The 18,871-nt window shown below is 68.6% G+C and carries 17 protein-coding genes; 16 read left to right on the forward strand and 1 reads right to left on the reverse strand.

Annotated features, from left to right (window positions below; translation table 11 throughout):
• The first annotated feature begins 43 nt into the window (after positions 1-43).
• The 11 genes from nuoE to BSB02_RS02510 all read left to right on the forward strand — a co-directional run bounded on the left by nuoE (position 44) and on the right by BSB02_RS02510 (position 13,276).
• Entirely contained in the window at positions 44-700 is a 657-nt protein-coding gene (gene nuoE / locus BSB02_RS02460; RefSeq protein ID WP_084956099.1) for an NADH-quinone oxidoreductase subunit NuoE, read from the forward strand.
• On the forward strand, positions 697-1,986 hold the full coding sequence (nuoF, locus tag BSB02_RS02465) for an NADH-quinone oxidoreductase subunit NuoF (protein ID WP_084956102.1): 1,290 nt from the start codon (positions 697-699) through the stop codon (positions 1,984-1,986). Before nuoE ends, nuoF begins: the two co-directional genes overlap by 4 nt.
• Before the next feature lie 23 nt (positions 1,987-2,009).
• Complete coding sequence (locus tag BSB02_RS02470) at positions 2,010-4,379, forward strand: NADH-quinone oxidoreductase subunit G (RefSeq protein WP_240506123.1); 2,370 nt, start codon at positions 2,010-2,012, stop codon at positions 4,377-4,379.
• A complete protein-coding gene (gene nuoH, locus BSB02_RS02475; protein ID WP_084956109.1) occupies positions 4,376-5,689 on the forward strand; it encodes an NADH-quinone oxidoreductase subunit NuoH in 1,314 nt (437 codons plus the stop codon). Before BSB02_RS02470 ends, nuoH begins: the two co-directional genes overlap by 4 nt.
• Positions 5,676-6,191 (forward strand): NADH-quinone oxidoreductase subunit NuoI, encoded by a 516-nt coding sequence (nuoI, locus tag BSB02_RS02480; protein WP_084956112.1) that lies wholly within the window; start codon positions 5,676-5,678, stop codon positions 6,189-6,191. Before nuoH ends, nuoI begins: the two co-directional genes overlap by 14 nt.
• Positions 6,184-6,954 carry an NADH-quinone oxidoreductase subunit J gene (locus tag BSB02_RS02485; RefSeq protein ID WP_084956116.1) on the forward strand — a complete coding sequence of 257 codons (771 nt, stop codon included), beginning with the start codon at positions 6,184-6,186 and terminating at the stop codon, positions 6,952-6,954. Before nuoI ends, BSB02_RS02485 begins: the two co-directional genes overlap by 8 nt.
• A complete protein-coding gene (nuoK, locus tag BSB02_RS02490; RefSeq protein WP_084956119.1) occupies positions 6,951-7,247 on the forward strand; it encodes an NADH-quinone oxidoreductase subunit NuoK in 297 nt (98 codons plus the stop codon). The genes BSB02_RS02485 and nuoK overlap by 4 nt, the downstream gene beginning before the upstream one ends.
• A 70-nt stretch (positions 7,248-7,317) precedes the next feature.
• Positions 7,318-9,159, forward strand: coding sequence for an NADH-quinone oxidoreductase subunit L (gene nuoL, locus BSB02_RS02495; protein WP_206184481.1), 1,842 nt, complete (start codon positions 7,318-7,320; stop codon positions 9,157-9,159).
• Positions 9,159-10,694, forward strand: coding sequence for an NADH-quinone oxidoreductase subunit M (locus BSB02_RS02500; RefSeq protein WP_084956130.1), 1,536 nt, complete (start codon positions 9,159-9,161; stop codon positions 10,692-10,694). The genes nuoL and BSB02_RS02500 overlap by 1 nt, the downstream gene beginning before the upstream one ends.
• A gap of 44 nt (positions 10,695-10,738) precedes the next feature.
• The gene (gene nuoN / locus BSB02_RS02505; RefSeq protein ID WP_240506124.1) at positions 10,739-12,274 is read left to right on the forward strand and encodes an NADH-quinone oxidoreductase subunit NuoN; all 1,536 of its coding nucleotides are present in this window, start codon (positions 10,739-10,741) and stop codon (positions 12,272-12,274) included.
• 12 nt (positions 12,275-12,286) lie between these two features.
• The gene (locus BSB02_RS02510; RefSeq protein ID WP_084956136.1) at positions 12,287-13,276 is read left to right on the forward strand and encodes a polyprenyl synthetase family protein; all 990 of its coding nucleotides are present in this window, start codon (positions 12,287-12,289) and stop codon (positions 13,274-13,276) included.
• Positions 13,277-13,283: 7 nt separating this feature from the next.
• Here BSB02_RS02510 and rarD read toward each other — a convergent pair whose 3' ends face one another.
• On the reverse strand, positions 13,284-14,195 hold the full coding sequence (gene rarD / locus BSB02_RS02515; RefSeq protein WP_084956139.1) for an EamA family transporter RarD: 912 nt from the start codon (positions 14,193-14,195) through the stop codon (positions 13,284-13,286).
• Positions 14,196-14,296: 101 nt separating this feature from the next.
• Between rarD and msrA the strand changes: the two genes are divergently transcribed.
• The 5 genes from msrA (at position 14,297) to BSB02_RS02540 (ending at position 18,435) form a co-directional block, all read left to right on the forward strand.
• Positions 14,297-14,959, forward strand: a complete 663-nt coding sequence (msrA, locus tag BSB02_RS02520) for a peptide-methionine (S)-S-oxide reductase MsrA (RefSeq protein WP_084956142.1) — start codon at positions 14,297-14,299, stop codon at positions 14,957-14,959.
• A gap of 43 nt (positions 14,960-15,002) precedes the next feature.
• On the forward strand, positions 15,003-15,281 hold the full coding sequence (locus BSB02_RS02525; RefSeq protein WP_143590151.1) for a hypothetical protein: 279 nt from the start codon (positions 15,003-15,005) through the stop codon (positions 15,279-15,281).
• A gap of 879 nt (positions 15,282-16,160) precedes the next feature.
• The gene (locus tag BSB02_RS02530; protein ID WP_240506112.1) at positions 16,161-17,360 is read left to right on the forward strand and encodes a helix-turn-helix domain-containing protein; all 1,200 of its coding nucleotides are present in this window, start codon (positions 16,161-16,163) and stop codon (positions 17,358-17,360) included.
• Positions 17,361-17,377: 17 nt separating this feature from the next.
• The gene (locus BSB02_RS02535; RefSeq protein ID WP_084956147.1) at positions 17,378-17,851 is read left to right on the forward strand and encodes a hypothetical protein; all 474 of its coding nucleotides are present in this window, start codon (positions 17,378-17,380) and stop codon (positions 17,849-17,851) included.
• 113 nt (positions 17,852-17,964) lie between these two features.
• Positions 17,965-18,435 carry a hypothetical protein gene (locus BSB02_RS02540; protein WP_084956150.1) on the forward strand — a complete coding sequence of 157 codons (471 nt, stop codon included), beginning with the start codon at positions 17,965-17,967 and terminating at the stop codon, positions 18,433-18,435.
• Positions 18,436-18,871 lie beyond the last annotated feature (436 nt).

The following is an 18,871-nucleotide window of genomic DNA, read 5'->3' on the forward strand; positions in this document are numbered from 1 at the left end:
GAGGCGCAGCAGCTTTGCTCATGCGTCCGACGGAGGAGGACGCATGAGCTATTCACCGGAGGTCCGCGAGCGTCTCGAGCGGGACGCCAAGGAGATCATCGGCCGGTACCCCAGGAGCCGGTCGGCCCTGCTGCCGCTGCTGCACCTGGTCCAGTCCGAAGACGGTTACGTCTCCGACGACGGCCACGAGTTCTGCGCGGAGATGCTGGGCCTGTCCAAGGCCGAGGTGGTGGGCGTCTCGACGTTCTACACCATGTACAAGCGCAGGCCCGCGGGCGAGTATCACGTCGGCGTGTGCATCAACGCGCTGTGCGCGGTCATGGGCGGCGACCAGATCTGGGAGGAGCTGAGCGAGCACGTCGGCGTCAGCCACGACGAGACCACCCCGGACGGCAAGATCTCGCTGGAGCGCCTGGAGTGCAACGCGGCCTGCGACTTCGCGCCGGTCATGATGGTGAACTGGGAGTTCTTCGACAACCAGACGCCCGAGTCGGCCAAGCAGCTCGTCGACGACCTGCGCGCCGGCAAGGAGGTGGCGCCGACCCGCGGCCCGAGGCGGCTGTGCACCTTCAAGGAGGCCTCGCGCGTGCTGGCCGGCCTGCCCGACGACCTGGCGCATGAGGGCCCGTCGGCCGCCGGCCCCTCGCTGGAGGGCCTGAAGGTCGCCAAGGCCAACGGATGGAAGGCCCCCGAGGCATGAGCACCACACTCACCCCGGTCCTGACGGCCAACTGGGATCGGCCCGACTCCTTCACCATCGACGCCTACGGCCCCTACGAGGCGGCGCGCAAGGCGCTGGGCATGGACCCCGACGCGGTGATCCAGGCGGTGAAGGACTCCGGCCTGCGCGGCCGCGGCGGCGCCGGCTTCCCCACCGGCATGAAGTGGGGCTTCATCCCGCAGGGCGACGGCAAGCCGCACTACCTCGTGGTCAACGCCGACGAGTCCGAGCCCGGCACGTGCAAGGACATCCCGCTGATGATGGCCAACCCGCACGCGCTGGTCGAGGGCGTCATCATCACGTCCTTCGCCATCCGCGCCAACCACGCCTTCATCTACGTGCGCGGCGAGGTCCTGCACGTCATCCGCCGGCTGCACGCCGCGGTCCGCGAGGCGTACGAGAAGGGCTACCTCGGCAAGGACATCTTCGGCACCGGCTACGACCTGGAGCTGGTCGTCCACGCCGGCGCGGGCGCCTACATCTGCGGCGAGGAGACGGCGCTGCTCGACTCGCTGGAGGGTTACCGCGGCCAACCCCGGCTCAAGCCCCCCTTCCCGGCCGTGGCGGGCCTGTACGCCTCGCCCACCGTCGTGAACAACGTGGAGTCGATCGCCAGTGTTCCCTCGATCATCGCGAACGGGGCCGACTGGTTCGCCTCCATGGGCACCGAGAAGTCCAAGGGCTTCGGCATCTTCTCCCTCAGCGGCCACGTGACCCGTCCCGGCCAGTACGAGGCGCCGCTCGGCATCACGCTGCGCGAGCTGCTCGACATGGCGGGCGGCATCCGCGCCGGGCACCGGCTGAAGTTCTGGACCCCGGGCGGCTCCTCCACGCCGATCTTCACCGACGAGCACCTGGACGTGCCGCTCGACTTCGAGTCGGTCGGCGCCAAGGGCTCCATGCTCGGCACCCGCGCACTGCAGATCTTCGACGAGACCACCTGCGTGGTCCGCACGGTGCTGCGCTGGACCGAGTTCTACGCCCACGAGTCCTGCGGCAAGTGCACCCCGTGCCGCGAGGGCACCTACTGGCTCAAGCAGGTGCTCAAGCGGCTGGAGGCGGGACAGGGCACCGAGGAGGACCTGGCGACGATCACCGACATCGCCGACAACATCCTGGGCCGCTCCTTCTGCGCCCTGGGCGACGGCGCCACCAGCCCGATCCACTCCTCGGTGAAGCACTTCCGCGAGGAGTACCTCCAGCACTTCGAGGTCGGCGGCTGCCCCTTCGACCCGAAGAAGTCCACTCTGTGGGGTGACCAGTGACTTCCACCGCAGTTGAGACGAGCCTGGTGACCCTCACGATCGACGGGTTCCAGGTGAGCGTGCCCAAGGGCACCCTCATCATCCGGGCCGCCGAGCTCCTGGGCATCCAGATCCCCCGGTTCTGCGACCACCCGCTGCTCGACCCGGCGGCCAACTGCCGCCAGTGCCTGGTGGAGATCCCCGACGCGGGCAACGGCCGCGGCTTCCCCAAGCCGCAGCCCTCCTGCGCGATCGAGGTCGCCGAGGGCATGGTCGTGCAGACCGCCCTGACCTCCCCGGTGGCGGAGAAGGCCCAGCGGGCGGCCATGGAGCTGCTGCTGATGAACCACCCGCTGGACTGCCCGGTCTGCGACAAGGGCGGCGAGTGCCCGCTGCAGAACCAGGCCATGTCCAACGGCCAGGCCGAGTCCCGCTTCCACGAGCACAAGCGCACCTTCCCCAAGCCGCTGCCGCTGTCGACGCAGGTCCTGCTGGACCGCGAGCGCTGCGTGCAGTGCGCACGCTGCATCCGCTTCCAGGACGAGATCGCCGGCGACCCGCTGATCGAGTTCTTCGAGCGCGGCGCCAAGGAGCAGGTGCGCACGGCCGACGGCGAGCCGTTCAACTCGTACTTCTCGGGCAACACCATCCAGATCTGCCCGGTCGGGGCGCTCACCAGCGCCGCCTACCGGTTCCGCGCCCGCCCGTTCGACCTGGTCTCCCAGCCCAGCGCGTGCGAGCACTGCGCCTCCGGCTGCGCCCTGCGCACCGACCACCGGCGCGGCCGGGTCACCCGCCGCCTGGCGGGCAACGACCCGCAGGTGAGCGAGGAGTGGAACTGCGACAAGGGCCGCTTCGCCTTCACCTACGCCACGCAGCCCGACCGCCTGCGCACGCCGCTGGTCCGCGACGAGGAGGGCAAGCTGGTGCCGGCCTCGTGGCCGGAGGCGCTCGCGGTGGCGGCCAAGGGGCTGGCGGCGGCGCGCGGCCGGACCGGCTTCCTGGTGGGCGGGCGGCTCACGGTCGAGGACGCCTACGCCTACGCCAAGTTCGCCCGCGTCGCGCTCGGCACCAACGACATCGACTTCCGCGCCCGCCCGCACTCGGCCGAGGAGGCCCAGTTCCTCGCGCACGCCGTGGCCGGCAAGGGGATCGACGTCTCCTACAGCGACCTGGAGAACGCCAAGGCCGTCCTGCTGGTGGGCTTCGAGCCCGAGGAGGAGTCGCCGATCGTCTTCCTGCGCCTGCGCAAGGCGTGGCGCAAGAAGCGGCTGAAGGTCTCGGCGATCGCCCCCTTCGCCAGCCCCGGCCTGGTCAAGATGGGCGGCACGCTCATCAGGACCCTGCCGGGCGCCGAGGTGGAGGCCATCGGCGGCCTCCAGCTGGAGGAGGGCACGATCATCCTGGCCGGCGAGCGGCTGGCCACCGTCCCCGGCGCCCTGTCGGCTCTGGTACGGCTGAGCGCCACCTCCGGCGCCAGGCTCGCCTGGATCCCGCGCAGGGCGGGCGAGCGCGGCGCCCTTGAGGCCGGCGCGCTGCCGAACCTGCTGCCGATCGGCCGCCCGGTCGACGACGAGTCGGCCCGCGCCGAGATCGCCCGCGTGTGGGACGTGACCTCGCTGCCGGAGACCCCGGGCCGCGACACCGCCGGCATCCTGCAGGCCGCGCTGGACGAGGAGCTCGACGCGCTGGTGGTCGCCGGCGTCGACCCCTACGACCTGCCCGACCCGGCCAGGGCGCTGACCGCGCTGGAGAACACCCCGTTCATCGTCAGCCTGGAGATCCGGGCCAGCGCCGTCACCGACCGCGCCGACGTGGTCCTGCCCGTCGCGGCCGTCCAGGAGAAGGGCGGCACGTTCGTCAACTGGGAGGGCCGCGGCCGTTCCTTCGACCGGGCCATCAAGGTCCCCGGGCTGCTGAGCGACCTGGAGGCGATCACCGCCATCGCCGACCACATGGACGTCCACCTGGGCCTCCCCGACGCCCAGGCGGCCCGGCGCGAGCTGACCGAGATCGGCACCTGGCGCGGCGGCCGCGTCCCGGCGCCGAACGTCTCGGGCGGCGCGCCCGCCGTGCCGCGGGCCGGCCAGGCCCTGCTGGCCAGCTGGCACCAGCTGCTCGACGACGGCCGCCTGCAGGACGGCGAGCCGTTCCTGGCCGGGACCGCCCGTCCCGCCGAGGCGCTGCTGTCGGAGAGCACCGCCGCCGAGGTCGGCGTCACCGACGGTGACAAGATCGTCGTGGGCGCGGCCGGAAGTGTCGGCGGGGTGCGGCAGACTGTGACCCTGCCGGTACGGATCGCTGATCTGCCCGATCGCGTGGTCTGGATCCCGGCCAACTCCGGCGGCTGCTCGGTCACCCGCGATCTCGGCGCGGTGCCCGGCGACATCGTCACGATCGGGAGCGCCTCATGATCCGCACACTCGCGACTGATCCGACCCTCGCCGACTTCGGCAAGGATCCGATCTGGCTCACCATCGTCAAGGCCGTGCTGCTGTTCGTCATGGTGATGCTGGGCATCCTGTTCGGCGTCTGGTACGAGCGTAAGATCATCTCCCGGATGCAGCACCGCTACGGCCCCAACCGCGCCGGGAAGTTCGGCCTGCTGCAGTCGGTGGCCGACGGATTGAAGATGGGCCTGAAGGAGGACATCTTCCCCAACACCGTCGACAAGGTGCTCTACTTCCTGGCGCCGGTCATCATGGTGTTGCCCGCCTTCCTGGCCTTCTCGATCATCCCGTTCGGCGGGATGGTCAACATGTTCGGCGTCGAGACCCCGCTGCAGCTGGTCGACCTGCCGGTGGCGGTGCTGTTCATGCTGGCCATGGGCGCGATCTCGGTCTACGGCGTGGTGCTGGCCGGATGGTCCTCCCGCTCGCCGTACGCGCTGCTGGGCGGGCTGAGGTCGGCGGCGCAGGTGGTCTCCTACGAGATCGCCATGGGCCTGTCCTTCGTCGGCGTCTTCGTCTTCGCCGGGACGCTGTCCACCTCCGAGATCGTGGCCGCGCAGGACCAGTGGTGGTTCGTCTTCCTGCTGCTGCCGTCCTTCCTCATCTACGCGATCTGCATGTTCGGCGAGGCGGCGCGCATCCCCTTCGACCTGCCGGAGGGCGAGGGCGAGCTGGTCGGCGGCTTCCAGACCGAATACTCCTCCTCGCTGAAGTTCGCCCTCATCATGATGGGCGAGTACCTGCACGCCTTCACCGCCGCGGGCGTGGCCGTCACGCTCTTCCTGGGCGGCTGGCACGCGCCGTGGCCGGTGTCGGTCCTGTGGGACGGGGCCGACTCCGGCTACTGGGGCTTCCTGTGGTGGTTCCTCAAGTTCTTCCTGGCCTTCACCTTCATCGTCTGGGTGCGCGCCTCGCTGCCGCGAGTCCGCTACGACCAGCTGATGTCGCTGGGCTGGAAGGTGCTGATCCCGGTCAACCTGGCCTGGCTGCTGCTGGTGGCCGGCATCCAGACCGTCCGCGGCGCCACGCAGGGCACCTCCGACTGGTGGTGGGCCGTGGGCATCACGGCGTTCCTGCTGATCGGCGGGCTGGCCGTGTGGGCCAGGTTCGACACCACCAACCAGCGGCGCAGGGAAGCCAAGAAGGCGCAGATCGAGGCGGAGTTCGAGGAGCTCAGGAACGAGCCCGTGGCCGGCGGCTTCCCGGTGCCGCCGCTCGACGCGCCGCACTACCACGGGGTACAGCGCAAGGAGGTCTCCAGTGGGAGCAACTGATTGGCTGAATCCCGTCAAGGGCTTCGGCGTCGTCTTCCACCACATCTTCAAGAAGCCCGTCACGATCCAGTACCCGGAGGAGAAGCGGCCGACCGCGCCGCGCTTCCACGGGCGGCACCAGCTCAACCGCTGGCCCGACGGGCTGGAGAAGTGCGTGGGTTGCGAGCTGTGCGCCTGGGCGTGCCCGGCCGACGCCATCTACGTCGAGGGCGCCGACAACACCGAGGAGGAGCGCTACTCGCCCGGCGAGCGCTATGGACGCACCTACCAGATCAACTACCTGCGGTGCATCCTGTGCGGGCTGTGCATCGAGGCTTGCCCGACTCGGGCGTTGACGATGACCAACGAGTACGAGCTGGCCGACACCTCTCGTGAGAGCCTGATCTACACCAAGGAGATGCTCCTGGCCCCGCTCACGCCGGGCATGGAGGCGCCTCCGCACCCGATGCGGCTCGGCGAGACCGAAGAGGACTACTACCGGCTGGGACGTACCAATGGGTGAGACCATCACGTTCTGGGTGCTCGCCGTCGTGTCCGTCGGCGCGGCGCTCGGCATGGTGTTCAACCGCAAGGCGGTGTACTCCGCGCTCATGCTGGGCACGGTGATGATCTGCCTCGCGGTGCTGTACGCCGTGCAGGAGGCCCCGTTCTTGGCCGCGGTGCAGATCATCGTCTACACCGGCGCCATCATGATGCTGTTCCTCTTCGTGCTGATGCTGGTCGGCGTCGACTCCTCCGACTCGCTGGTGGAGACCATCAGGGGGCAGCGGTTCTGGGCGGCCGTGGCCGCCCTGGGCTTCGGCCTGCTGGTCGTCCTGGCCGTCGGCAACGTGGTCTTCACCGCGCCGGCCGGGCTGGGCGAGGCGACGCAGGCCGCGGGTGGCAACGTCCCGGCCCTGGCCGCGCTGATCTTCACGCGCCACGTGTTCGCCTTCGAGGTGACCTCGGCACTGCTGATCACCGCCGCGCTGGGCGCGATGGTGCTGGCCCACCGCGAGCGGCTGCGGCCCAAGCCCACGCAGAAGGACCTGGCCCGCGCCCGCTTCCGCGAGGGCCGCGACCCCTCGCCGCTGCCGGGTCCCGGCACCTACGCCAGGAACAACGCCATCGACATGCCGGCGCGGCTGCCCGACGGCAGGCTGTCGGAGCTGTCGGTCAACCGCACCATCGCCAGGCACGACGTGGAGGAGGGGCACCTGCCTTCCGACCCCGAGCTGGCCGAGGCCATCCGGCACGCCGCCGAGGAGGAGGAAGAGGCGAAGTGACCACCGAATACCTGGTGCTGTCCGGCATCCTTTTCGTGATCGGCGCCCTCGGCGTGCTGATCAGGCGCAACGCGATCGTGGTGTTCATGTGCGTGGAGCTCATGCTCAACGCCTGCAACCTCGCGTTCGTCACCTTCGCCAGGCAGTGGGGCAACCTCGACGGCCAGATCATCGCGTTCTTCGTGATGGTGGTGGCCGCCGCCGAGGTCGTGGTCGGTCTGGCCATCATCGTGACGATCTTCCGGACCCGCAGGTCCGCGTCGGTCGACGACGCGAACCTGCTGAAGTACTGAGGGGCGAGCGGTGCAAACTCCCACTGACATCATCCCGCACACCGGCGGAGTGATCGGTGTCGCCTGGCTGATGATCGCGCTGCCCCTCCTGGGCGCGGCGGTCCTGCTGATCGGCGGCCGCCGTACCGACCGCTGGGGTCACCTGCTCGGGGTGGCCATGTCGCTGGGCTCCTTCGTGGTGGCCGTCCTGGCCCTGGTCGAGCTGCTCGGCCTGGGCGAGGAGCAGCGCCGCCGGGCAATCGAGCTGTACGACTTCATCCCCGGCATGGTGAAGATGGGGCTGCTGGTCGACCCGCTGTCGGTCAGCTTCGCGCTGCTGATCACGGGCGTCGGATCGCTGATCCACATCTACTCGATCGGCTACATGGCGCACGACCCCGCCCGGCGCCGGTTCTTCGCCTACCTCAACCTGTTCGTCGCCGCGATGCTCCTGCTGGTGCTGGCCGACAACTACGTCGGGCTGTTCATCGGCTGGGAGGGCGTGGGCCTGGCCTCCTACCTGCTGATCGGCTTCTGGTACTTCAAGCCGTCGGCGGCCGTCGCGGCCAAGAAGGCGTTCGTGGTCAACCGCGTCGGCGACTTCGGCCTGCTGGTCGGCATGTTCGTCATCTGGACCACGTTCGGCACGCTGACGTTCAAGGATCTCGACGTCACCGGCGCGTCCAACGGCACGCTGACCGCCATCGGCCTGCTGCTGCTCCTGGGCGCGTGCGGCAAGTCCGCCCAGATCCCGCTGCAGTCCTGGCTGCTCGACGCGATGGAGGGCCCGACCCCGGTCTCGGCCCTCATCCACGCGGCCACCATGGTCACCGCGGGCGTCTACCTGGTCGTCCGCTCGGGCGCCTTCTTCTTCCCGGTCGGCTCGGGCGCGTCCCTGGCCGTGGCGATCGTCGGCGCGGCCACGCTGCTGGCCGGTGCGATCATCGGGTGCGCCAAGGACGACATCAAGAAGGGCCTGGCCGGCTCGACGATGTCGCAGATCGGCTACATGATGCTGGGCGCGGCCTTCGGCCCGGTCGGCTACGCCTTCGCCATCGGCCACCTGTTCACGCACGGCTTCTTCAAGGCCGACCTGTTCCTCGGCGCCGGCTCGGTCATGCACGGCATGAACGACGAAGTCGACATGCGCAAGTACGGCGGGCTGTTCCCGAAGATGCGGATCACCGCGATCACCTTCATCATCGGCTACCTGGCGATCATCGGCTTCCCGCTGCTGTCCGGCTACTTCACCAAGGACGGCATCATCGAGACGGCCGTCCACAGCGATTACCCGATCCTGGGCTGGCTGGCCGTGCTTGGCGCGGGCATCACCGGCTTCTACATGTCGCGCATGGTGTTCATGACCTTCTTCGGCAAGCCGCGCTGGGCTGAAGGCGCCCACCCGCACGAGTCGCCCAAGGTCATGACGATCCCGCTGATCATCCTGTCGATCGGGTCGATCTTCCTGGGCGGCTACCTGGTCGTCAACCAGACGCTCTACCACTGGCTCTCGCCGGCGGTCGGCGCCGCGGCCGAGGCCCCCCACTTCGATCCGTTCACTACTCCCGGACTCGTCACGCTCGCCGTGGTCGCGGCCGGTGTCCTGCTCGCCTGGTTCATGTACGGCAGGGCCGAGGTCCCGCAGACCGCCCCGGCCGGCAACGCGCTGGTCACCTTCGCCCGGCGTGACCTGTACGGCGACGCGCTCAACGAGTCGCTGTTCATGCGCCCCGGCCAGTGGCTGACCCGCCTGGCGGTCTTCTTCGACAACCGCGGCGTCGACGGGCTGGTCAACGGCCTGGCCGCGACGATCGGCGGCTCCTCTGGCAGGCTGCGCCGCCTCCAGACCGGGTTCGCCCGCACCTACGCGCTGTCCATCCTGTTCGGTGCCGCGCTGCTGACCGGCGCCCTGCTCCTCGTTGGGAACCTGTGATGTCACTTTGGCTTCCACTCCTGATCGCGGTGCCCGTGGTGGGCGCCGTGCTGGTGGCACTGCTCCCCAAGGGCAGCGACACGCTGGCCAAGTGGCTCACGCTCGCCGTCACGCTGGTCGTGCTGGCGCTGACGCTGGTGATGGCGTTCCAGTTCAAGCCCGGCGGGGACCGCTTCCAGTTCGTCTTCGAGCGTGACTGGATCCCGGCCTTCGGCGTGAAGTTCGGCCTGGGCGTCGACGGCATCGCGCTGGTGCTGATCGCCCTGTCGGTCGTGCTCACGCCGATCGTGGTGGCGGCCTCCTGGCACGACGCCGACTCCCCGCACGCCAAGTACTCGGTCAAGACGTACTTCGCGCTGATCCTGGCCCTCGAGGCGATGATGATCGGGGTCTTCGCGGCCACCGACATCTTCCTGTTCTACGTGTTCTTCGAGGCCATGCTGATCCCGATGTACTTCATGATCGGGTCGTACGGCGGGGCCCAGCGGTCCTACGCGGCCATCAAGTTCCTGCTCTACTCGCTGTTCGGCGGCCTGCTCATGCTGGTCGCGGTGATCGCGCTCTACGTCGTCGCGGGCAAGAACACCTTCATGTTCCCGCAGCTCGTCGGTGCGATCCAGGACCCGACGACGCAGAAGTGGCTGTTCGCGGGCTTCTTCATCGCCTTCGCCATCAAGGCGCCGCTCGTGCCGTTCCACACCTGGCTGCCCGACGCGGCGGCGCAGGCCCCGGCGGGCGCGGCCGTCCTGCTGGTCGGCGTGCTGGACAAGGTGGGCACCTTCGGCATGCTCCGCTTCTGCCTGGAGCTGTTCCCCGACGCCTCGAAGTTCTTCACGCCGCTGGCGATCGTGCTGTCGGTGGTCGGCATCATCTACGGCGCGATCGTGGCCATCGGCCAGACCGACATGAAGCGCCTGATCGCCTACACGTCGATCTCGCACTTCGGCTTCATCGCGATGGGCGTCTTCGCGATGTCGCAGGTGGCCCAGTCGGGCGCGACGCTCTACATGGTCAACCACGGCTTCGCCACCGGCATGCTGTTCCTGGCCGCCGGGTTCCTCATCGCGCGGCGCGGCTCGCCGTACATCGCCGACTACAGCGGCGCGCAGAAGGTCGCCCCGCTGCTGGCCGGATCGTTCTTCATCGCCGGTCTGGCCGGGCTCTCGCTGCCGGGCCTGTCGTCCTTCGTCAGCGAGTTCATGGTGATGATCGGCACCTACTCCAGCGCCGCGTTCGGCAGCGGCGCGCTGACCGTGGCCGCGGTGATCGCCGCGACCGCGGTCATCCTCGCCGCCGTCTACATCCTGTGGATGGTGCAGCGGGTCCTGCACGGGCCGACGGCCGAGTCGGTGTCCGGCATGACCGACCTGAGCGGGCGCGAGAAGTGGGTCGTGGCCCCGCTGATCGCGCTGATCATCGGGTTCGGCTTCTTCCCCAAGCCGCTGCTCGACATCATCAACCCGGCGGTCGACCACACCTTGACCAACGTCAAGGTCGACAACCCCGCTGTCGCTGAGAAGGGTGCGGGCCAGTGAACAAGATTCCGGCGCCGACGATCGAGTACGGCACGCTCGCGCCGATGCTGCTGGTCTTCGGCGCGGCCGTCCTGGGCGTGCTGGTGGAGGCGTTCGCGCCGCGCTACCTGCGCAAGTCGATCCACGTGCCGCTCACGCTGCTGAGCCTGGCCGGCGCGTTCGTCCTGGTCGTCGTGCAGACCATGACCAAGGGCGCGCCGACCGCCCCCGCGGCCATGGGGGCGGTGGCGGTCGACGGACCGGCGCTGTTCCTGTGGGGCGTCATCCTGGTCCTGGCGTTCGTGTCGGTGCTGCTGATCAACGACGAGGGCCAGTTCGTGGCCTCGGCGGCAGCCGTACCGGGAACCGCCGCGGAGGACGAGGCCGAGGCCGAGGGCCGCGCGCACACCGAGATCTACCCGCTGGTGCTGTTCGCGGTGGGCGGCATGATGCTGTTCCCCGCCTCGAACGACCTGCTGGTGATGTTCGTGGCCCTGGAGGTCATGTCGCTGCCGCTGTACCTGCTGTGCGGCCTGGCCCGCCGGCGCCGCCTGCTGTCGCAGGAGGCGGCGATGAAGTACTTCCTGCTGGGCGCGTTCTCCTCGGCGTTCTTCCTGTACGGCACGGCCCTGGTGTACGGCTACGCGGGCTCCGTCGACCTGGCGAAGATCAGCGACGCGCTGGGCACCGGCGGCGTGCTCGACCCGCTGCTGCTGGCCGGCCTGGCGCTGCTGGGCGTGGGCCTGATGTTCAAGGTGGGCGCCGCGCCGTTCCAGGCCTGGAAGCCGGACGTCTACCAGGGCGCGCCCACGCCGATCACCGCGCTGATGGCCTCCGGCGTGCTCGTGGCCGCGGTCGGCGCGGTGCTGCGGGTGCTCTGGGTCGGGCTGGGCAACCTCGACTGGGACTGGCGGCCGGTCATGTGGGGCGTCGCGGCGCTGACGATGATCGTCGGTTCGGTGCTGGCGATCACGCAGACCGAGATCAAGCGCATGCTCGCCTACTCCTCGATCGCCCACGCCGGCTTCCTGCTGATCGGCGTGCTCGCGACCTTCGACGCGGCCGAGCAGAACGCCGACTCGCTCTCGGCGATCCTGTTCTACCTGCTGGTCTACGGCTTCACCACGGTGGGCGCCTTCGCGGTGGTCACCATGGTGCGCGAGGCCGGCGGCGAGGCCGGGCACCTGTCCCGCTGGGCGGGGCTCGGCAAGCGGTCGCCGATGCTGGCGGGCGTCTTCGCCTTCTTCCTGCTGGCCTTCGCGGGCATCCCGCTGACCAGCGGCTTCTTCGGCAAGTACGCCGTGTTCGTCGCCGCCCTGCGCAGCGGAAGCGAGAGCGGCGACTCGATGGGCGCCTGGATGACGGGGCTGGTGGTCGTGGCCGTGCTCGCCTCCGCGATCGCCGCGTTCTTCTATGTCCGGGTCATCGTGCTGATGTTCTTCAGCGAGCCGCTGGCCGACGGGCCCACGGTGGCCTCGCCGTCGGCCGGGACGGCTGCGGTCATCGCCCTCGCCCTGCTGGTCACGGCGGTCGTGGGCGTTTACCCGCAGCCTATTTTGGACATTGCTCACCAGGCCGCTTCAGGCCTGTTTGTTCGGTAAAGAGGGGGATTCATGGCTGCGCCGCCCGTTGTTGACCTTCCCATCGTCGACGAAAGGTTGGCGCAGGATCTGGCCTCCGGGATGGCCGCGGTCGAGAAGCTCCTGCGATCGTCGGTCGAGACCGAGGACGCCTTCGTCACGGAGGCCTCCAAGCACCTCATCGAGGCCGGCGGCAAGCGGTTCCGCACCATGATGGTGCTGCTGGCCGCGCAGTTCGGCGACCCCACGGCGCCGGGCGTGGTGCCCGGCGCCGTGGTGATCGAGCTGACCCACCTCGGCTCCCTCTACCACGACGACGTCATGGACGAGGCCCAGGTACGGCGGGGCTCGGAGTCGGCCAACTCGCGCTGGGGCAACACGGTCGCGATCCTCACCGGCGACTACCTGTTCGCGCAGGCCTCCGACATCCTCGCCGACCTGGGCGCCGAGCTCATCCGCATCCAGGCCCGCACCTTCTCGCGCCTGGTCCAGGGGCAGATCCGCGAGACCATCGGGCCGCGCTCCGGCGAGGACCCGGTGGCGCACTACCTCAACGTGCTGGCCGACAAGACGGGCTCGCTGATCGCGGCGGCGGGCCGCTTCGGCGCCGTGCTGTCGGGGGCGCCGGCCGAGGTGGAGGAGCGGATCAGCCGGGCGTGCGAGGCCATCGGCGTGGCCTTCCAGCTGGGCGACGACCTGCTCGACGTGGCCGCCTCGTCCGCCGAGTCGGGCAAGACGCCCGGGACGGACCTGCGTGAGGGGATCCGGACCCTGCCGGTGCTCTACGCCCTCCAGGAGCCGGGGGAGTCGCGGCTGAAGGCGCTGCTGCCGGGGCCGGTGGCCGAGGAGGACGTCGACGAGGCGCTGGCGCTGCTGCGGGGGTCCTCGGCGATGGCGAAGGCCCGGCAGGAGCTGGAGGCGTGGGCGGACCGGGCGCGGCGCGACATCGTCGACCTTCCCGACATCCCAGCCAGGGATGCGTTTTTGGCGCTTTGCGACTACGTCGTGGAGCGCTCCGGCTGAGCCCGGGCTATTTGACGGCGACGGGCACCGGTTGCGCCTTCCTGGCCTGCCGTGCCGTACGCAGGCTGTCGAAGGTGAAGACGGCCAGGGCCAGCCACACGATGGAGAAGCCGAGCCAGCGGGTCAGCGGCATGGTCTCCTTGGCGATCAGCACGCCGCACAGGAACTGCAGGATCGGCGCAATGTACTGCAGCAGGCCGATCGTGCTGAGCGGGATGCGGATCGCCGCGGCGGTGAAGCTGAGCAGCGGCAGCGCGGTCACGATTCCCGCGCCCGCCAGCAGGACGGCGTGGACCGGGGTGGTGTGGCCGAAGGTGCCGGTGCCCTGGGTCTCGAGGAAGACGAGGTAGGCGATCGCGGGGGCGAGGAGCACCAGCGTCTCGACCGTGAGGCTCTCGGCGGCTCCGACGTTCGCCTGCTTCTTGACCAGGCCGTAGACGCCGAACGACACCGCGAGCGTGAGCGCGATCCACGGGAGCCTGCCGTACCCGACGGTCAGGACGAGGACGGCCAGCGTGCCGAAGCCGACGGCCACCCACTGCAGCGGCCGCAATCGCTCCTTCAGCAGGACCACCCCGAACAGCACGCTGACCAGGGGGTTGATGAAGTACCCCAGGGCGCTTTCCACCACCTGGTGGCTGTTGACGGCGTAGATGTAGACGCCCCAGTTCCCCGCGACCAGGACCGCGGCGACGGCGAGGAGCGCCATCTTCCGGGGTTGCCGGACCAGGCCGCGGAACCACGCCCAGTGGCGGCGCACGGCCAGGATCGCGACGACGGCGACCAGGGACCAGGCGACGCGGTGCGCCAGGATCTCCACCGGCTGCGCGGGTTTGAGCAGCGGCCAGTAGAGGGGGAACAATCCCCACATGGTGTAGGCGGCGATCCCGTACAGCACACCCCGGCGATGGTCAGGCATGTCACCTATTGTCGCCCCTTACGGTCTTTAGGCACAAATAAGTCTTGATATGCGGACAGTTAAGCTTTGCTACATCTATCGCGTGACGTAGGCTGGACGGCATGGGCTGGCTCTTCGGCGCGAACAAGACAACGATGGTCTCTCCTGAGGACGCCCTGCCGGGGCGCACGGCGGCGATGCCCGTCCCGGAACGGCACGCCGTGCTCGACGCTCCGCTGGCTCCGCCGTACCCGCCGGGCATGGAGATCGCGGACTTCGCTCTGGGCTGCTTCTGGGGCGCCGAGCGCAAGTTCTGGCAGACCCCGGGCGTCTTCACGACCGCCGTCGGTTACGCGGGGGGCTACACGCCGAACCCGACGTACGAGGAGGTCTGCTCAGGGCTCACCGGGCACGCCGAGGTGGTCCGCGTCGTCTTCGACCCGGCCAGGGTGTCCTACGAGGAGCTGCTGAAGGTCTTCTGGGAGGCGCACGACCCCACGCAGGGGATGCGGCAGGGGAACGACATCGGGACGCAGTATCGTTCGGCCGTTTACGTGCATTCGCCGGCGCAGGAGAAGGCGGCGCTCGCCTCGCGTGAGGCTTACCAGAAGGTGCTGTCGCGGGCGGGGTATGGCGAGATCACGACGGAGATCGCTCCGGCGGGGCCGTTCTACTTCGCGGAGGATTATCACCAGCAGTACCTGTACAAGAATCCGAACGGCTACTGCGGCATCGGGGGGACCGGGGTTTCTTGCCCGGTCGGTCTCACTTCCGGTGACGCCTGATCGGTCCTCCTTGATCCAGGGCGGATGGATCAAGGAGGGCAACGTGAGGGTCTTCTGCGAGGTCGTCGCGTCCCTTGTGGGGTACGAATTCGACGACCTGGACTGGCTGGCGGTCGAGACGGCGCTGCCGGGTACCGACGATGAGCAGGAAGAACGCTGGTACGACTACCCGTTGGTGGGGTCAACGGCACGGCTCGATCTCAAGTTGGCGCGCTCTGTGGGCGGGAGCGAGATCTCGGTCGAGGCGAAGCGCTCAGACGAGAGCAGGTCTCGCAGGCCCGTGAGCTGGTGGAGACAAACGGAACGGACCAGCCGCATATAGGGAGTGGCCGAGCTGGTGTGCCACACAAGGTGACATGTTCTTGAGCAGCCACAGCATGGAGGATTGCCTCACCGGTCGTGGAGATGCCGGAGCGGTACACGGCCTCACACTCGGTGGGCTCAGGCGCTACGGAGTAGACAAGAAGATCGTCCCAATGGACCGGCCAACGCCGGACGCCACCGGGTAGACCCTGAGCCTCGCCATCGAGCTCCAGTAGAGGTGTCGTGCCGTTCCGTAGGACGGCGACGATGACGCCGCGTTGGCCGATCAGCCAGGTTCTGGCGGCACGGGTCCGAGCATGGCTATGTAGCAGATCCACGATCTTTGCTCGCTGGCCAATGGCGGATCGGTCCCACGTCATCGGGGCTCTCCACGTACACCGACAAGATCGGCGATCACTTCGGAGAGTGGGTGCTTCCTGTGAAGATCCTCGTACCGCATCGCGATCCGGCGAGCGGCACGCTCGGGGTCGAGGGCCGGATGCCAGGCATAGATGACCCGTTGCCGTGCCGAATCCCAGCCGGAACGCCACCAGTAACGATCACCATCGCACCAGACCACCAGCCCGACCCAGACAGAGACCAGCGCCAGGCCCGTACCCCGCATGGACGTCCGACTCGATTCCCAGGCGCGTCAGGCTTTCAGCGAGCCGGTATGCGTCGTCATGCGGAGACGTCTCTGAAGCCATGGACCGCCGCGTGGATGCCCTCATGACCATGAGCATCCGGGCCGGGAAACCCGCAGGTGAACGAGGCATTGCTGACGGTGGTGGCGATATTCGCGTCAGGAATATCTGTGGAGCCGCACTTGGCCGCCTAACCTAGCGTTGTGACCAAGATATCAGGTCGCTTACCACCTCAGTTCTGGTCCACCCCGGTCGTGGCCGCCGCGCTCGCCGAGTGCGACATGCCCACCGTGCTTGCCGAAGTCCGCCGCGAGAACGGATGGACGCAGGCCCAATTGGCTGAGGCAGTGGGCTATTCCCAGAGCTGGGTGTCCAAGGTGCTCCGTGGCCGCCAGCCGCTCACCGTGGAACAGGTCCGGGAGATCGCAGGCCGAATCGGGGTTCCGCTTCACATGCTCCGGTTCGGCGTTCGAGGAGATGAAGATCCAACGAAGCGCAGAGATTTCGGCAAGGCGGTCGTCCTGACTGCTTTGGCCGGTGTGGCACTACCCAAGCGCGCGGAGGTCGACGAGACCGTCGCGCCGACCTTAACCAGCATCACCGGGGCTCAACGTCGGTTGGAGTCCAGCACGCCCGCCCGCGAACTGGCACGTGGAGCCGCCGCCCATGTGGACCTTGCCAAGCGGGTCCTGAGCCGAGCGCATCGGGACATCGCCGGCGACATCCGCGCCGGGTTGAGCGAAGCCGCCGGGTTCGCCGCGTGGCTCCACGCAGATATGCACGACTCCGGCACCGCTCGGACGTACTACCGCCTGGCCATCGAGAGCGCACGCCAGGCAGGGCACAACCTCCTGGCCGCCTACATGATCGGTAGCCTGGCCGCCTTCGAGATCGACGCCGAAGAACCCAGCATTGCACTCAACCTCGTGGGTACGGCCCGGCGCGAGCTGGGGGACCGGCCACCAGCAACGGCACGCGCGTGGATATCCAGCATCGAGGCCCTGGGGCATGCGAGTGCCCATGATCGACATGCAGCGGAGACGGCGCTGCGGACGGCCGAGGCAGCGGTGAGGGCCAGCGAGCGGGCCGCCGCGCCACCCTGGCCGTGGGTCTTTCCCTTTGATCAGGCCAAGCTCGCCGGGTACCGTGCGCTGGTCATGGTACGGCTGGGCCGTACCGAAGAGGCGGAGACGGCGTTCGCCGAGTCGCTGTCCTCAACGCAGCCGGCGGTTAAGCAACGCGGCGTGCTCATGACCGAGATGGCCACGGTCAAGGCGATGGCCGGACATCCGGAGGAGGCGTTCAAACTGGCGAGCAGCGCGCTCACCATCGGCCTGACGTACGGCTCGGAGCGCGTCGTCCATCGGGTGCGACGCTTCCGCAGGCAGTACACCGGCCCGGTGATCGCCGCGGTGCGGGAGTTCGACGAGCGACTTCAAGCGACCTTGCTCTGAGGCTTTGAGGAGACACGATGCGCATCGCTGTATCCGGGCATCGCGGGTTGCCACCCGAGACCGCGCGACTGGTCGACCAAGGGATACGGGAGGTGTTGAGCGAGTACGGGCCTGAGATCACGGGGCTTTCCTGCCTGGCGGACGGGGCCGACCAGATCTTCGCCCGTGCGGTCGTGGACATGGGTGGGCAGCTGGAAGTGGTGATCCCTGCCGAGCAGTACCGCGACGGGCTACCAGCTGAGGCGTGGGAGGAGTACGACGCGCTGCTCACGCAGGCTGTCCGGGTGCATCGCCTGCCGCTCGTCGAATCCACCTCCGAGGCGCACATGGCGGCGAGCAGGCGCATGCTGGACCAGGCCGATGAGCTGATTGCCGTGTGGGACGGCCAGCCCGCCCGAGGGTACGGCGGAACGGCCGATGTGGTTGCCGAGGCGAAGGAACGCGGCATCACGGTGCGGATCGTCTGGCCTGAGGGAGCACGGCGCGACTGATCCCGTCAGTCCGGAGACGTGACGACGTCTCTCGCGATCCGGCGTCCTCGCCCCGGTACAAGTGATCTACTCGATCGCTCATATCAGAACGTGTTCTGATATACGCTCGTAGCGTGAGCGCTGGACATGCCGACGCTGTGACCTTTTCCGACTTGTCGAGAAATCCCCGAGCGGTCGCCGAGCGCGCGGCACGCCTGGGACGTGTGCGCGTCACTCACCGTGATGCTCCAGACTTCTACCTGACCACGGCAGACCGTGAAGAGGAGCGCGAACGGACGCTGTCCACGGCGTCCCGGCTGCTCCTTGCCCTGATCAAGCACGATCCGACCGCGCGTGCGCTGGTCATAGCCATGCCAGAGGTCTTCCCGTGGGTTCGCCACCTGACCCCGGACGAACTGCGTGCCTTCACGCTGGAACTGGTCGCGGCGCTGTCCGATGCGGCCGAGCTGGACGTCGACGCCACCATCCATGAGGTCATCGCAGGCTGGCGGGCCACCGCCAGAATCAAGGCCGACCCTGCGCGCTACGTCGAGGCCCGCAAGCCCACGAGCGGCGATTTCGGATCGGTGCAGGTTTCTGCATGAGCCCGAAGCGCGGAGATCGAGTTACGGTGCCACCGCCGGATGATGAGTGGGATGTCCGGTTCGGTACTGGCGACGCGGTCACGGGCTGGGAAGAGCTGTGCCGTCACGCTCTGGCGAACACACGCCGGTGCTTGGAGATCCTGCGCGCTGATCCTCGCTCACGAGCCAATCACGACCGTCAGCATCGACTGCGGGGCGATCTCGCGACCCATCGTCATAACGGTAAGGACTTGGAGCAGTGGGAATTTGAAGTCACCAGCGGCGGACGAGTCCGCTACGTCATTGACGACGACACCCGTACTGTCTGGGTGATCTATGCGTCGCCACGGCATCCCAAAGACACGGACTAGCAAATAGTGCACGGAGCGCAGTGCTACCGCCGGTGCTAGTACCAATGCCGTATAGATAGGCGTTGGGTGCTTGTGTCAAGTCGCCT

It is taken from the genome of Thermoactinospora rubra (genome assembly GCF_002093975.1).
Taxonomy (GTDB): domain Bacteria; phylum Actinomycetota; class Actinomycetes; order Streptosporangiales; family Streptosporangiaceae; genus Nonomuraea; species Nonomuraea rubra_A.

Excerpts from the sequence above, each read along its gene's own strand:
- nuoE (WP_084956099.1), top strand. The coding sequence starts at position 44 with ATGAGCTATTCACCGGAGGTCCGCGAGCGTCTCGAGCGGGACGCCAAG.
- nuoF (WP_084956102.1), top strand. The coding sequence starts at position 697 with ATGAGCACCACACTCACCCCGGTCCTGACGGCCAACTGGGATCGGCCC.
- nuoH (WP_084956109.1), top strand. The coding sequence starts at position 4,376 with ATGATCCGCACACTCGCGACTGATCCGACCCTCGCCGACTTCGGCAAG.
- BSB02_RS02485 (WP_084956116.1), top strand. The coding sequence starts at position 6,184 with ATGGGTGAGACCATCACGTTCTGGGTGCTCGCCGTCGTGTCCGTCGGC.
- nuoL (WP_206184481.1), top strand. The coding sequence starts at position 7,318 with ATGATCGCGCTGCCCCTCCTGGGCGCGGCGGTCCTGCTGATCGGCGGC.
- BSB02_RS02500 (WP_084956130.1), top strand. The coding sequence starts at position 9,159 with ATGTCACTTTGGCTTCCACTCCTGATCGCGGTGCCCGTGGTGGGCGCC.
- nuoN (WP_240506124.1), top strand. The coding sequence starts at position 10,739 with ATGCTGCTGGTCTTCGGCGCGGCCGTCCTGGGCGTGCTGGTGGAGGCG.
- BSB02_RS02510 (WP_084956136.1), top strand. The coding sequence starts at position 12,287 with ATGGCTGCGCCGCCCGTTGTTGACCTTCCCATCGTCGACGAAAGGTTG.
- rarD (WP_084956139.1), bottom strand. The coding sequence starts at position 14,195 with ATGCCTGACCATCGCCGGGGTGTGCTGTACGGGATCGCCGCCTACACC.
- msrA (WP_084956142.1), top strand. The coding sequence starts at position 14,297 with ATGGGCTGGCTCTTCGGCGCGAACAAGACAACGATGGTCTCTCCTGAG.
- BSB02_RS02535 (WP_084956147.1), top strand. The coding sequence starts at position 17,378 with ATGCGCATCGCTGTATCCGGGCATCGCGGGTTGCCACCCGAGACCGCG.